The 14828-nt window shown below is 40.9% G+C and carries 15 protein-coding genes; 5 read left to right on the forward strand and 10 right to left on the reverse strand.

Features of this window, described 5'->3' with window-relative positions; genetic code table 11:
* Nucleotides 1-97 precede the first annotated feature (97 nt).
* Nucleotides 98-3049, forward strand: coding sequence for a pitrilysin (ptrA, locus tag ICJ55_RS03225; RefSeq protein ID WP_188157289.1), 2952 nt, complete (start codon nt 98-100; stop codon nt 3047-3049).
* A gap of 47 nt (nt 3050-3096) precedes the next feature.
* Here ptrA and ICJ55_RS03230 read toward each other — a convergent pair whose 3' ends face one another.
* From ICJ55_RS03230 to coaBC, 10 genes are all read right to left on the reverse strand, one after another.
* The gene (locus ICJ55_RS03230; RefSeq protein WP_188157290.1) at nt 3097-4743 is read right to left on the reverse strand and encodes an ABC transporter substrate-binding protein; all 1647 of its coding nucleotides are present in this window, start codon (nt 4741-4743) and stop codon (nt 3097-3099) included.
* Nucleotides 4744-4916: 173 nt separating this feature from the next.
* Entirely contained in the window at nt 4917-5678 is a 762-nt protein-coding gene (locus ICJ55_RS03235; RefSeq protein ID WP_025236836.1) for a biotin--[acetyl-CoA-carboxylase] ligase, read from the reverse strand.
* An 11-nt stretch (nt 5679-5689) separates the two neighbouring features.
* A complete protein-coding gene (gene murB / locus ICJ55_RS03240; RefSeq protein WP_188157291.1) occupies nt 5690-6721 on the reverse strand; it encodes a UDP-N-acetylmuramate dehydrogenase in 1032 nt (343 codons plus the stop codon).
* 103 nt (nt 6722-6824) lie between these two features.
* Nucleotides 6825-7499, reverse strand: a complete 675-nt coding sequence (gene crp, locus ICJ55_RS03245) for a cAMP-activated global transcriptional regulator CRP (RefSeq protein WP_025236834.1) — start codon at nt 7497-7499, stop codon at nt 6825-6827.
* Nucleotides 7500-7561: 62 nt separating this feature from the next.
* A complete protein-coding gene (locus ICJ55_RS03250) occupies nt 7562-7780 on the reverse strand; it encodes a YheU family protein (protein WP_025236833.1) in 219 nt (72 codons plus the stop codon).
* 2 nt (nt 7781-7782) lie between these two features.
* Nucleotides 7783-8388 (reverse strand): nucleoid occlusion factor SlmA, encoded by a 606-nt coding sequence (gene slmA, locus ICJ55_RS03255; RefSeq protein WP_188157292.1) that lies wholly within the window; start codon nt 8386-8388, stop codon nt 7783-7785.
* Between the two features lie 15 nt (nt 8389-8403).
* A complete protein-coding gene (gene dut / locus ICJ55_RS03260; RefSeq protein WP_188157293.1) occupies nt 8404-8859 on the reverse strand; it encodes a dUTP diphosphatase in 456 nt (151 codons plus the stop codon).
* A gap of 73 nt (nt 8860-8932) precedes the next feature.
* A complete protein-coding gene (locus ICJ55_RS03265; protein ID WP_038644049.1) occupies nt 8933-9955 on the reverse strand; it encodes a PDDEXK nuclease domain-containing protein in 1023 nt (340 codons plus the stop codon).
* Nucleotides 9956-10007: 52 nt separating this feature from the next.
* A complete protein-coding gene (locus ICJ55_RS03270) occupies nt 10008-10325 on the reverse strand; it encodes an SH3 domain-containing protein (protein WP_025236829.1) in 318 nt (105 codons plus the stop codon).
* A complete protein-coding gene (coaBC, locus tag ICJ55_RS03275) occupies nt 10322-11530 on the reverse strand; it encodes a bifunctional phosphopantothenoylcysteine decarboxylase/phosphopantothenate--cysteine ligase CoaBC (RefSeq protein WP_188157294.1) in 1209 nt (402 codons plus the stop codon). The genes ICJ55_RS03270 and coaBC overlap by 4 nt, the downstream gene beginning before the upstream one ends.
* 157 nt (nt 11531-11687) lie before the next feature.
* Between coaBC and radC the strand changes: the two genes are divergently transcribed.
* From radC to ICJ55_RS03295, 4 genes are all read left to right on the forward strand, one after another.
* Nucleotides 11688-12386, forward strand: a complete 699-nt coding sequence (gene radC, locus ICJ55_RS03280) for a RadC family protein (RefSeq protein WP_244141787.1) — start codon at nt 11688-11690, stop codon at nt 12384-12386.
* A gap of 261 nt (nt 12387-12647) precedes the next feature.
* Nucleotides 12648-12884 (forward strand): 50S ribosomal protein L28, encoded by a 237-nt coding sequence (gene rpmB, locus ICJ55_RS03285; protein ID WP_006251446.1) that lies wholly within the window; start codon nt 12648-12650, stop codon nt 12882-12884.
* A gap of 11 nt (nt 12885-12895) precedes the next feature.
* Complete coding sequence (rpmG, locus tag ICJ55_RS03290; protein ID WP_005613503.1) at nt 12896-13066, forward strand: 50S ribosomal protein L33; 171 nt, start codon at nt 12896-12898, stop codon at nt 13064-13066.
* A 310-nt stretch (nt 13067-13376) separates the two neighbouring features.
* Nucleotides 13377-14741, forward strand: coding sequence for a diaminobutyrate--2-oxoglutarate transaminase (locus tag ICJ55_RS03295; RefSeq protein ID WP_188157296.1), 1365 nt, complete (start codon nt 13377-13379; stop codon nt 14739-14741).
* Nucleotides 14742-14828 lie beyond the last annotated feature (87 nt).

The following is a 14828-nucleotide window of genomic DNA, read 5'->3' on the forward strand; positions in this document are numbered from 1 at the left end:
TACAAGCGGTTGTTTTTGTTGATAAATTTGCAAATAGAATTTTTCCCTCATTTTACTGTCAATGAAAGACAACCGATTTAATTTCAAAAGGAGATGTATGAAATTATCTATTCTAACTAAATTACTGGCAGCCGCTTTTGCTGCTAATGTAATGACTTATCCAGCCTTTGCAGATGTTGCAAAAAATGCGGAAAAAACGACCGCTAGTCAAATGCAATCCCATAGCCAGCAAGGCTTTGAGTTAATTAAGCAAAGCATTAATAAAAGCCCGAATGATAAGGCGATTTATCAAGGTATCAAACTGAATAATGGTATGGAGGTACTACTTATTTCAGATAGCCAAGCGAATAAATCGCTAATGTCCGCCATTATTCCGATTGGCTCAATGGATGACCCGGTTTCTCAGCAAGGGTTAGCTCACTATCTTGAGCATATGATTTTGATGGGCTCAAAAAACTACCCTGAAACCAACAGTTTAGACGGCTTTTTAACCCAAAATGGCGGAATGAATAATGCGTCTACCGCCCCTCATCGCACCGCTTATTATTTACAAGTGAATAATGAGGCGTTTAGTGAGGCGGTTACTCGTTTGGCGGATACGCTTGCCTTCCCATTATTGCTGGAAACGAATGCGAAAAAAGAGGTGAATGCGGTGAATGCCGAGATGGTGCGAGCGAAATCCCACGATGGACATTTATTACACAGTGTGAATTTAGCCACTGCAAACCCGGCTCACCCTGCCACAAAATTTGCGGTTGGAAACAAAGATACATTATCTGATAAGCCGGATAGCAAATTACAAACCGAGCTGGAGAAATTCTACAAAGAGCGTTATTCGGCGAATTTGTTTAAAGTGGTGCTTTATTCAAATCAGTCGATTGAGCAGATGGCGAAATTGGCAGTAAATACGTTAGGCAAAATGGAAAACAAAAATCTAAGTGTGCCTCAAACGGCTGAACCACGTTACCGAGCGGAAGATAAATCCGTTTTCATTCAATATAAGCCGGTGAAATCCACTAAAATGCTTGTGATTGGCTTTGATTTCCCAAATGATGAAATGCACTTTAAGCACAAAACCGGCGAGTATATCGCTTATGTACTGAATAATAGTACCGATGGCACATTGTCAGATTATTTAATCAAGCAAGGCTTATCTGATGGTGGCATTGAAGCGGTAAATACCGCAAACATTGGGCGTGATCGTAGCTCATTCGATATTTATATTGAGCTAACTGACAAAGGCTTGGCTGAGCAAGATAAAGTGATTTCTCTCGTGTTCCAACAAATTGAAAAAATCAAGCAAGAGGGCATTCAAGAAAGCTATTTCAATGAGGTAAAAGAGAGCCTGAAGCAAGATTTTCAACATCTACAAGTTGAGAAAAATATGGACTTTGTGGAGTTCATTACCGACCAAATGCTTTATTTTCCGTTAGAACACGTTATCGACCAACCTTATGTGGCGGAAACGATGGATAATGAGGCAATTAAAGCGAAATTGGCGGAAATGAATATCGACAATGCTCGCATTATACTCGTGAGCGATAATGCCGTAACGGATAAGAAAACGCCACATTTTGAGGCTGGCTATTCTGTGGCAAAAATCACAAACGGACAAAAGCAAAAATGGTTTGATTTCAGCCAGAATCCACCGCTCAATTTACCTGAGTTAAATCCTTATTTCACCACAGATTTCTCGTTAAATGAGGTAGAAAAAGGGCTGACTAAGCCAAAATTATTAGCTGAAAAACAAGGCGAGCTGATTTATGCGATGCCGAGTGTGAATTTTGCTACCGATCCGAAAGCGAAAATCAGTATGACATATAACATTCTCCCAAGACAGGACGATTTAAAAACCGCGATTGCGGCATCAATTTTGGGTTATATGAATAACTTGGCACAAACGAAGCTGGATTTTCAATCTTCCACAGCAGGAATGAATTTAAGTTTAGCCCCGGCAGCCAATGGTCTGGTGGCGAGTGCAGAAGGTTATACACAAAATCTAAGTAAGTTGATTTTAGACAGTATCAAACAATTCAGCACTTTTGAGCTTGATGAAGACGTATTAGCTCAGGCTAAACAACGTTTACACCAAGTTTTAGATCGTAGCGAGAAAGAAAATAGCCTTAATCAAGCGAATGCGGCATTAACCTCTTTTGCAAGCTATCCGTATTTTGAGATAGCGAAACAACGTGAGATGATCGACCAAATCACGCTTGATGATGTGCAAAAATTACGTCAGCGTATTTTAAATGATGCGACAGGCTTTAAGTTACTTTCCGTTGGGAATTTGTCGAATGATCAGGTTTCTGCACTTTCAAACGAAGTACAAGCGGTCATAAAAAATCAAAAATCTGCAAATGCAACAGGGCAGTATCTTGATATTAATGAAAGCAATCGTAAGATCAATTTCATTAAAAACGTACCGAATGAAGACAACGCATTGTTAATGGCATTCTTGCCAAATGGCTATGCAGAGTTAGAGGGTGTAGTAAGAGCAAGATTGATTAGGGATATTGTGTCTCGCTGGTATTTCGATGATTTGCGTACCGACAAACAACTTGGTTATGTGGTGTATGCAACTCATACGGCTGTTGGTAAAACCTCAGGCATTCAGTTTATGGTGCAAAGTCCGAATACTACGCCGGCAGGGATTTTAGAACATAACAAGCGTTTCTTTAAAGAAAGCTTCGAGCGTTTACAGAATTTATCTGATGATGAATTTGTAAAATATCGCAATAGCTTGGTTGAAAAACTGCAATATAAGCCTGAATCTTTAGCAGAAGAGTTTGCAGAATTCGGTTCAGACTTTAGCAGAAATAATGCAAAATTTGACCGCTTGCAACAGGTTATTGAGCTAACGAAAGGGCTTACCAAAGCAGATATTGTGGCATTTTATCAAAAGGCGGTGATAGAACAGCAAGGTTTAGTGTTCGTTAGCCAAGCTGTCGGCACAAAAACCAAAGCAGAAGATGTAGCGAAGTTCAATGATTTCGAACAAGTTGAACGCATTGAAAAGCTACAACGAGAATTTGACATTAAAGACTACTAAGTAGAAAAAAGCCACCTTTCGGTGGCTTTTGTTTATCTCTGATTTCATTAATCTACAATCTTCACAGGATATAAGTAAGTATATCCGAATGGGCTTTGTTTGTAGCCTTCAACACGTTTGCTGGTTGGGGCAAAGTTAATGGAGTGAGCTACGTTAATCCAAGGTGCTTGCTCTCTTAAAATCACTTGAGCCTGTTCGTATAACTTAGTACGTTCTGCTTTATCAGATGAGCCTAATGCTTTTTCCAATAACGCATCTAACTCTGGATTGCTGAAGCGTGCGTAGTTGCTGTTGCCCACATTTGGCGTGCCGAACAGTGGAGATAAGAAGTTATCCGGATCGCCATTATCGCCAGACCAACCGTAAGTCCCCGCAGTTAATTCACCTGCTTTGGTACGTTTGATGTAATCACCCCATTCGTAGGTTACTAAATTTGCTTTCACACCGATTTTCGCCCAGTCCGCTTGAATAATTTCTGACATACGGCGTGGGTTCGGGTTAGAAGCACGGACAACAGGCTGCACCCATAAATCGGTTTCAAAACCGTTCGGGAAGCCCGCTTCCGCTAATAATTGTTTCGCTTTTTCGATGTTGTATTCAGACTCAGGTAAGCTGTCGTTATATCCCCAGATCGTTGGCGGAAGAGGGTTTTTTGCCGCAAAACCATTGCCTTGATAAACCACATCAATAATTGCTTTTTTATCTACCGCTAAATTCAATGCTTGGCGAACTTTCACGTTATCAAACGGAGCTTTTTCGGTGTTGAACGCCACATAAGCAATGTTTAAACCCGGTTGAGATAATAAATTCACCTTTGGATCGGTTTTCATTTTCTCAATGTCGGTAGCATTCGGGAAGTCCATTAAATCACATTGACCAGCCTGTAATTTCGCATAACGAGCGGTTGCGTCCGGCACAATCTCAAAAATCAAGCGGTCGATATCCGGCTTGCCTTTCCAATACTCTTTGTTTGCCACATAACGGCTTGCTTGGTCTAATACATAGCCACTAAATACAAACGGACCTGTGCCGATTGGTGTGGTATCTACTGCTTCAGGCGTGCCGGCTTTCATCATTTTATCCGCATATTCCGCAGAATAAATCGAAGTGAAATCCATACCAAGACTCGATAAGAACGAGGCATCACGTTTGGTTAAGGTAATACGCACCGTGCTGTCGTCCACTTTCTCTACCGATTTTAATAACGTTGGGAATTTCATCGCATTGAAGTACGGATAAGTTCCTTTAGAAACCGTGTGATATGGGTGATTTTTGTCTAGCTGGCGGTTAAATGAGAACACCACATCATCTGCGTTGAACTCACGGCTTGGGATGAAATCTTTATTTGAATGGAATTTCACACCTTGACGTAATTTGAAGGTGTAAGTTAAACCATCTTCGCTGATTTCCCAGCTTTCTGCTAATGCAGGTTCAATATCCGTTGTGCCCGGCACAAATTCTACTAAGCGGTTATAAATTTGTTGCGAGCTGGCGTTATAAGATAAACCGTCCATCATTAAAATAGGGCTAAAGCCAGTTGGCGAGCGGCTCACACAGTTTACAAAAGTTTTCTCTACAGCTGGTTTTGCTGCTACAGTCGTAGTTGCTTTGTTTTCGCTTTTATCATCACAAGCGGCTAATGCTAAAGCTGCAAATACGCCTGCACTTACTTTCGTTAAAGTTGAAAATTTCATATTTTTCTCCGTTATCTTAGAGCTAACCGACAAAGAGTACCTTTTCTTATATTGAGAGTAAAGAACAAAAGGTGTGTTGTTATAACGAAAAGATATAAAAATAGAGACTGCAAGCGGTCATATTTCTCCTATTTTTTGCAAAAAATATGGAAAATTTAACCGCTTGTAAGAAGCTAATCTGCCCGAAGCGACATTTCTCCAATACCGAAATATTGAATGGTTTCGCCTTGTCGGAGGATTAACTCGCCTTGTTCGTTAATGCCGAGTGAGGTGCCGTGAATTTCGCTGGTTTCTGTTACTAATTTCACCGGTTTATTGTAGAAAATATCGAATTTTTGCCAGCGTTCAGCGTAGTGAGAGAAGCCGACAAGCGGGTAAATTTTGAGATTTTTTTGCAACTCAAAGGCTAAATGGCAGACTAGTTTGTTGCGGTCGAAATGATATTGCGATAAATCCGCCCACGCTTGGGTAACAATGGTTTCGTCCACTTTTGTCATACCCAAATTTAAACCAATGCCAATCACTAAATTTAAGCTATTGCGAGTGGCTTGGCTTTCCAGCAAAATACCACCCATTTTTTTACCTTTATAGTAAATATCATTTGGCCATTTGATTTGAATATCATCCACATTTTGTGCACAGAGGCTTTCGGCAATAATTAACGCTACTACAAGGCTAAGTGATGGCAGATTTGCTGCTTCTTCATTTGGATAATGCCATAAAATGGAAAAATAGAGATTTTCGCTTTCCGGAGAATACCACGTTCGCCCACGTCTACCACGCCCGGCAGTCTGTTTTTCGGCAAGGCAGATTGAGCCATTTTCTAATGTTTGATGATGAGTGAGTAAATACTCGTTGGTTGAACCAATTTCATCAAATACAATGGCTTGTCCACAGAGTAGTGCTTCTTGAATTTGGGCTTGGTTGAGCTTCATTCTTACCTCTCTTAGCGAGTGATTTGCTCGCTATCCACTTCGCCATTTTTGCCAATAAAACGTACTTCAGGCTGGATTTCCACCCCAAATTTTTCACGCACACGTTGGCGAACAGTTTTTGCCAATTCCGCAACGTCTTTTCCTGTGGCATTTCCTTTGTTGATTAAGACTAAGGCTTGCTGAGTATGCACCGCTGCACCGCCAATTTGTAAGCCTTTTAAGCCTGCTTGGTCAATTAACCAACCTGCAGCTAGTTTGATTGAGCCATCGGGCTGTAGATAGCTTGGAATAGTTGGGAATTTTGCTTGTACATCTGCAAATTGCTCAGGTGAAATAATCGGGTTTTTAAAGAAACTGCCTGCGTTACCAAATTCATCCGGGTTCGGTAGTTTTGAGGAGCGAACGGCACAAACTTCATCAAAAATTTGTTGGGGCGTAACGGTTTGCGGATCAAATTGAGTAAGCGAGCCGTAAGTCAGTACCGGTTGCCACGCTTTAGCAAATTTTAAACCAACGGAAATAATCGCAAATTCATCACGATATTGGTGTTTAAATACACTTTCACGGTAGCCAAAACCGCATTCTTCTTTTGAAAGCGTAAAGCGTTCGCCTGTACATAAATTTATCACTTCGACAAAATCACATACTTGCTCAAACTCTACGCCATAAGCTCCGATGTTTTGAATTGGGGCAGAGCCTACCACACCGGGAATTAACGCAAGATTTTCAATGCCTGCAATGTTACGTGCTAATGTCCACTTCACTAATTCGTGCCAATTTTCCCCACCTTGAACGTGCAAGTAGTGGAATTGTTCATCTTCACGGTGTTCAATCCCTTTTAGTTTATTAACTAAGACTACACCGTCAAAATCTTCTAAAAACAAGACGTTAGAACCTTGCCCTAGAATTAAAATCGGCATTTGCGCATTAAAAGCTTTTTGCCATTCTGTGAGTAGTTGTTCAACGCTGGTAAATTCAATAATTTGCGTGGCGTTTGCAGGCAAGTGGAACGTGTGAAAAGAGCTTAAACTGTGTTTCATCATTATTAGGTTACGTTAAGAAGTGGGAATTACAAGCGGTAATATTTTTATCAAATTTTGCAATTGAAATTTGAGGCAGGCACAGAACCCACCTCTACATTTAGTATTACCTTGCTCCGAATACGACAATGGTTTTGCCGTGTGCAGAAATTAAACCTTCGTCTTCCAGCATTTTCATAATGCGTCCAACAGTTTCACGCGAGCAACCGACCATTTGCCCGATTTCTTGGCGGGTAATTTTGATCTGCATACCTTGTGGGTGAGTCATTGCATCAGGCATTTTGGCTAAGTTGAGTAATGTTTGAGCAATACGTCCTGCCACATCTAAAAAGGCAAGATTTCCCACTTGGCGTGAAGTTTGGCGTAAACGGCGAGCCATTTGTGCCGATAAATACATCAAAATATCAGGGTTTAAATGCACAAGTTGTTTGAATTTTTTATAGGAAATTTCCGCAATTTCGCACGCTCCTTTAGTTCGAACATAAGCGGTGCGTTGTTGCACTTTTTCTTCAAACAGACTTAATTCACCTACAAATTCACCCGTACCTAAATTGGTTAAAAGCATCTCTTTGGTTTCATCATCTTTAATGTAAACCGATACCGAACCATTAACAATATAAAAAAGTGATTGAGCATCTTCTCCTGCGTGGATTAGTGTATATTTTGCAGGGTAACGATGGATATGACAATGCGTTAAAAACCACTCAACCGCAGGATCGTGAATCGAGGGCGGAGGTGTTACATTTTCAAGTGGTGCTGTTGAGAGCGTCATATCTTGCATAGTATTTCCTATAACTCTTTATACTAGGTTAAATTTTCGAGATTCTAGCACGAAATTAACTATTAGCCTAAGAAAGATTTTTTGTCTTTAATATCAAGGCTTTCGTGCAATTCAGACCAAACGATGACTACTTTATCTGCCTTTAGTTGGGCGAGTAAGCGTGCTCTTTTTTCTTCCAAAGAAAGCTCGATTTCACCGTAGTCTGTGCCTTCTCGTAAAATGAAAGAATCCAGCACATTATGCAATGTGGATTCTTCTAAGTCTTGCCAAGGTATAATCATAATTAATCAAATAAAGGCTTGATAAATGCCCACTGTTTTTCAAAATGTTGATGCTGGTTATAGCTGAAATTTGAGCGAACCAGACGTAAAAATTGCCCTTCGCAGAAATTTACCAAATAACCTGCCAACGCTCTTTCATCTTCAAAGGATTTACGTTCACGCAGCTTGCTGAGTTGCAAGATATTGGAAAATTGTAATTCCAAATTATCAAAGAATTTGGCGACACGAACTTTCAGAATATCATCTTCAAACATTAAGGCGTGCCCTGTCAGAATACGGGTTACGCCAGGATTTTTACGAGCAAATTCCAAAATAGTGTAAAGAATGGCACGTACTGAATTTGCACTGCTATCTTGGCGTTTATTGGCGTGAATGTAGCTGGTTAGCGTTTGCTCGATTTTCTCGATAAGTGCTTCAAACATTTTTGTTTTGCTTGGAAAATAGCGATACAACGCTCCTTCCGATACGCCCACCGCCGCAGCTAAACGCTCGGTTGTAACACGCTGCATACCATCTTCAGAATTTAACAAACCGATTAACACTTCCAGTACCTGCTGGCGACGTTCCACTACCGATTTTTTCGGCATTTTAATTTTAGGTTCCATCATTGCTCACCCTGCTACTTACTGCTTGCCAGAGTGCCCGAAACCACCTTCACCACGTTCAGTTTGCTCAAAATCTTGCACGATGTTGAAATTTGCCTGAACTACTGGGACGAAAACAAGCTGAGCGATACGGTCGCCAATATTCACGGTAAAATCGTCTTGGCTTCTGTTCCAAAGTGAAACCATTAGCGGACCTTGATAGTCGCTATCAATCAAGCCGACTAAGTTGCCTAACACGATCCCGTTTTTATGCCCTAAGCCCGATCTGGGTAAGATCACCGCAGCTAAGTTTGGATCGGCAATATAAATTGAAATTCCTGTTGGGATCAAAACCGTTTCGCCTGCTTTAACCGTAAGCGGTTCATTAATTAACGCTCGTAAATCCAAGCCTGCCGAGCCTTCTGTCGCATAGGTTGGCAAAGGAAATTCCGTGCCGATACGGCTGTCTAAAATTTTTAAATCGATCTGTTTCATTGTTTGTCCTTTTGTAAATTTTTTATCTTTTTTGACCGCTTGCAAGCGGTCGATTTCAACGATTTTTTACCACTTAATCGCTGGTGTGTTGCTGTTCAAAAATATATTTTTGCTGTTCTATTTCCGCCACCAATTCCGCCTCGCTTGGTAAATAATGCACATATTTGCTGGCAAACAGTTGCGGATTTTGGTTCAACACCGAGTATTTCGCCACCACGCTGTCATTTTCAGTGCAGAGCAGCAAACCGATGGTTGGGTTATCGCTTGGCTGGCGGTGCAAATCGTCATACATTCGCACATACATATCCAATTGCCCGATGTCTTGATGAGTCAGTTTATCGGTTTTCAGTTCCACAATCACAAAACATTTTAAGATGTAATTGTAAAACACCAAATCCACGAAAAAATCCGACAGTTCAGTGCGAATATGTTGCTGGCGTGCTACGAAAGCAAAACCTTTGCCGAGTTCCAACATAAATTGCTGTAAATTATCAATTAACGCTTTTTCCAACTCTGCTTCACTATATGCCATTGAAGTCGGCAAATTCAGAAATTCCAACACGGTCGGGCTTTTGATGAAATCTGCCGCCTGCAAGGTTGCCGTTTTTTCTTTCATCTCCTGCTCAACCAAGCCTTTGTCTTGGCTTGCCAACAGGCGGTCGTAGTAGAGCGTGGAGATATTCCGATCGAGTGTACGAACCGACCAACCATTCTCCGCCGATTCGGTTAAATAGTAGTGACGAGCCTGTGGATTGCTGACTTTTAAGACCCGTTGGAAATGTGTCCAAGTCAATTTGGAAATCACTGATTTCCAAATGTTGAGATCGGTAAATTCAATATAAAATTGGCGGAAATTGCGTAGGTTGCGTTCGGTAAATCCTTTACCAAATTCCGCTGTTAATTCTGCCGAGAGATTTTTAATGATCTCCTTGCCATACTCCGCACGGCTCTGCCCGTTTTGTTCTTCTTGTACAATTTGCTCACCGATTTTCCAATAGGCTTCAACCATTGCGGAATTGACCGCTTGGTACGCCTTTTGGCGAGCTTGGCTTAAAATCTGTTTGATCTCTTGAATGTAGTGGTTGGAAGCTAACATTCTCACTCCTGGCTTTTATAAGCGGTTATTTTTTCTGATTATTGATAAACAGCTATATGTTTGATATTAAAATATCACAGGGCAACCAGCCAACGTCTTTATCTCGCTCTACTATTGCCCAGCCGTAACAGAGTTCTATCAGATTAACGATTTCGTCCTTTTTTACGGCTAATTCCGTTGGGTTGTAATCGCAAAGCAATTTACCTTGTGCAACAAAATGACGAGGCACATAGGTAGTGTAACCGGCAATTTCGCAACTAAACCAGTTGGGATAACGGTCGCATTCTTTCCCAAGATGTATTTTACTTCCTTGTTTAAAAAGCGGGAATGCTCCTTCGCCTTTATGATCTACAGTTATTTTTAGCTTCATTTAGATTTTTCGTGATAACGTTCTACTATTTCGTGTACTAAATTTTCCGCCAGCTTATTTTTATCCGCTAGCGGTAATTTTTTCTCTCCGTTTTTCCAGAACAAATGAAGCGAGTTTTGATCCTGCCCGAACACCTGTCCACCCGAGACATCGTTGGCACAAATCATATCAAGATTTTTGCGTTCGAGTTTGGATTTGGCATATTCCGCCACATTTTGTGTTTCTGCTGCAAAACCAACCACAAAGGGGCGATTTTCTGCAAGATTGGCGACATTAGCGATAATATCGGGGTTTTTGACTAGTTTGAGTGTGAGTTCATCACTGTCATCGGTTTTCTTGATTTTTTGGTTGGAAACTTCCGCCATTCGATAATCTGCCACCGCCGCACAGCCGATGAAAATTGCAGATTTTTGAGCAAATTTGACCGCTTGCTGCTCCATTTCTAAAGCGGATTGCACATCAATGCGTTCAACATTATCGGGTGTCGGTAAATTCACCGGTCCACTAATCAGCGTTACGTTCGCCCCACGTTCGGCAAAGGCTTTGGCTATGGAGTAGCCCATTTTGCCGGAGCTATGATTGCTGATATAACGTACAGGGTCGATAGCTTCGCGAGTCGGACCTGCGGTAATAGTTACATTCAAACCTTGTAAATCTTGATTTTTAGCGAAGTGAGCCAGCACGGCTTGGTAGATTTCTTCGGGTTCAGACATACGCCCGGCTCCTACATCACCACAGGCTTGGAAGCCACTGTTAGGACCGATAAATTGCATCCCACGAAAGATGAGCGTAGTGATATTCTCTTGTACCGCCAGTTGTTTATACATTTGTTGATTCATTGCAGGAGCAAGCAGTATAGGGCTTGCAGTCGCAAGGCAAATGGTGGAGAGCAAATCATTTCCCATTCCCACTCGCAGCCGAGCGATAAAATCAGCACTTGCAGGGGCAATTACCACTAAATCCGCCCATTTCGCTAATTCAATATGCCCCATTGCCAGCTCGGCTTGAGGGTCGAGTAGGGAAGTAGAAACGGCATTGCCTGAAATTGCCTGTAAGGTTAAAGGCGTTACAAAAGCCTCTGCGGCAGGAGTTAAGACTACTCGTACTTCCGCATTTGCCTTTTTTAAGTGGCGGATAAATTCAATGGTTTTGTAAGCGGCAATTCCGCCTGTAATGCCCACTAAAATTTTTTTATTTTGTAACATCCTAATTTCCTTTGACTTGGATTTTTTGCCTATTTTAACGGAATAAGTAATTGCTCACAACAAAACTATTTTTGCGATCTGGCTCGAAAAATTGAATAAATCCTTTTGTCTGCAAAGGTTGGCTCTTTTATGCTTAACGAAATTGATGGAGGAAAAAATGAACGATTTTTTTGATGAAGATTCTCAAAAGCCAACGATAATGCCGCGTGAGAAATTATTAACTCACGGGGCAGCAGCTTTAACAGATGCGGAATTATTAGCAATTTTCTTACGGACAGGTACAAAAGATGTCCCTGTAATGACATTGGCAGAAAGCGTATTAATGGTGTTTGGTTCATTGCGTCAATTACTCAATGCCGATATTGATGAATTTTGTAAAATTTATGGATTAGGTAAAACGAAATATATTCAGCTACAAGCCTCCAAAGAAATGACTAAACGCTATTTGGCTCAACAAATGGAATTTAGTGAGATGATTCAAGCCCCTTATATGGCAATAATGTATTTTCAAACGGAATTGGAGGAAGAAGAGCGTGAAGTGTTTATGGTATTGTTTTTGGATAATCAAAATCGTTTGATTTATAAAGAAAAGATGTTTTTTGGTACGATAAACCAAACAGCGGTTCACCCGCGAGAAATTATTAAAAGAGCTTTGAAATATAATGCAGCGGCAATTATTGTGGCACATAATCACCCTTCTGGTTCTTGTTTACCTAGCGAGTCGGATAGAAGTTTAACCAAAAAGATAAAAATGGCGTGTGAGCTGGTCGATATTCGTTTTGTGGATCATATTATTGTAGGGAAAGGAGACTATTTTTCATTTGAGGAAGAAAAGTTAGATATTCAAACCCATTAAATTTTTGCAAAATTTTGTTAGAAAATTACCGCTTGTTTTGTTCGAACTTGAACATTTTTTCTGAATATAGTAAAAAGATACGCATATAAATTCTGCTTGAATATAACAAATGAAGACTGTATAATCCGCAGTCTTTATTACATAGACTGTGGTTGGGTTAATGCCTGACGAGGCAATCAAAATCGGAGGGGTTGGTTGAGCAACGCCTTTTGTGAGATAGCCCGAACCATTTTTAAGCTTAAAATTATTGGAGAAATTCAAATGTCAAGAGTTTGCCAAGTAACCGGCAAGCGTCCAGCAGTTGGTAACAACCGCTCACACGCAATGAACGCGACTAAACGTCGTTTCTTACCAAACCTTCACACTCACCGTTTCTGGGTTGAGAGCGAAAACCGTTTCGTAACTTTACGCTTAACAGCGAAAGGTATGCGTATTATTGATAAAAAAGGCATTGATGCAGTATTAGCTGAGATCCGTGCTCGTGGCGAAAAAATCTAAGGAGCTAACAAATGGCAGCTAAAGGTGCTCGTGAGAAAATCCGTTTAGTTTCTACAGCAGAAACAGGTCATTTCTACACAACAGATAAAAACAAACGTAATATGCCTGAGAAAATGGAAATCAAAAAATTTGATCCAGTTGTGCGTAAACACGTTATCTACAAAGAAGCAAAAATCAAATAATTTTGCTTTAAGATTTAAAACCCAGCGAATGCTGGGTTTTTTACTTTTAGAGAAAAATACCTTCCCTTTTCAGAAAAAAAAGGTATTATTACGCCTCTTAAATGTAGCCCTACATTTTAAGTCTGTTTCCAACCTATCCCATCCTTTCTTTCGGGTATATAGGGTAAAAACAAAAAAGCTGAAACGCTTTTTTTAATAAGTAGCGAGTCAAATGCCCCAAGGCACCGAGTCTTTCAGGATTCGAGAGCTTAGGCTTCCTCCGCAAGGCACCCGACTTATTTTTTTCACCTCTTTTAGAAGGTTTATTTCAATGACAATTAAAACTCCTATTCAAGCCGTTCTGGCTTCAAATCAGTACTTTTTAGATCGCCAAGATGCAATGGAATCAAATGTGCGTAGTTACCCACGTAAATTGCCGTTTGCTTACCAAAAAGCACAGGGTGTTTGGGTAACTGATGTTGAAGGCAATGAATACCTCGATTTTTTAGCAGGTGCAGGAACGCTTGCATTAGGGCATAACCACCCTAAATTAATCCAAGCGATTAAAGATGTTTTAGACAGTGGTTTACCTTTACACTCTTTAGATATTACTACACCATTAAAAGATGCTTTCACGGAAGAATTACTTTCATTTTTCCCGAAAGATCAATATATCCTGCAATTCACCGGTCCAACAGGAGCTGATGCTAACGAAGCGGCAATCAAATTAGCAAAAACTTACACCGGTCGTGGCAACGTGATTGCTTTCTCTGGTGGTTTCCACGGTATGACACACGGTGCATTATCTTTAACCGGTAATTTAAGTGCGAAAAATGCAGTGCAAGGCTTAATGCCGGGCGTACAATTTATGCCGTATCCGCACGAATACCGCTGTCCGTTTGGTATTGGCGGTGAAGCAGGTGCAAAAGCAGTTGAGCACTATTTTGAAAACTTCATCGAAGATGTTGAAAGTGGTGTGGTAAAACCGGCAGCCGTAATTTTAGAGGCAATCCAAGGTGAAGGTGGTGTTGTACCAGCACCAATTAGCTTCTTACAAAAAGTACGTGAAGTAACGAAAAAACACGGCATTTTAATGATTGTGGACGAAGTTCAAGCCGGTTTCTGCCGTTCAGGTAAAATGTTCGCCTTTGAACACGCAGGCATTGAGCCGGATATCGTGGTGATGTCAAAAGCGATTGGCGGTAGTTTGCCATTAGCGGTATTAGCGATCAAAAAAGAGTTTGATGCGTGGCAGCCGGCAGGGCACACGGGAACATTCCGTGGTAACCAATTAGCGATGGCGACCGGTTATGTATCGTTAAAAATTATGCGTGAAGAAAACCTTGCTCAAAATGCGAAAGAGCGAGGCGAATACTTAACCCAAGCCTTACGTGAATTAAGCCAAGAATTCCCTTGTATCGGTAATGTACGTGGCAAAGGTTTAATGATGGGGATCGATATTGTTGATGAACGCCAGCCAAAAGATGCAACAGGAGCTTATCCACGTGATTGTGATTTAGCGGTAGCGATTCAAAAATACTGTTTCAAAAACCGTCTATTACTAGAACGTGGCGGACGTGGTGGTAATGTTGTGCGTGTGCTTTGTGCGGTAAATATTACCCAAGCAGAATGTGAAGAGTTTATCAAACGCTTCAAACAATCTGTAGCCGAAGCTGTTAAAGCGGTACGTGGTTAATTTTTGATAATGCAAGCGGTCATATTTTGCAAAAAATTTGCGAATTTTGACCGCTTGAATTGTATATAGCATTGAATGAGATAATAA

This window comes from Mannheimia bovis (assembly GCF_014541205.1).
Classification (GTDB): Bacteria; Pseudomonadota; Gammaproteobacteria; order Enterobacterales; family Pasteurellaceae; genus Mannheimia; species Mannheimia bovis.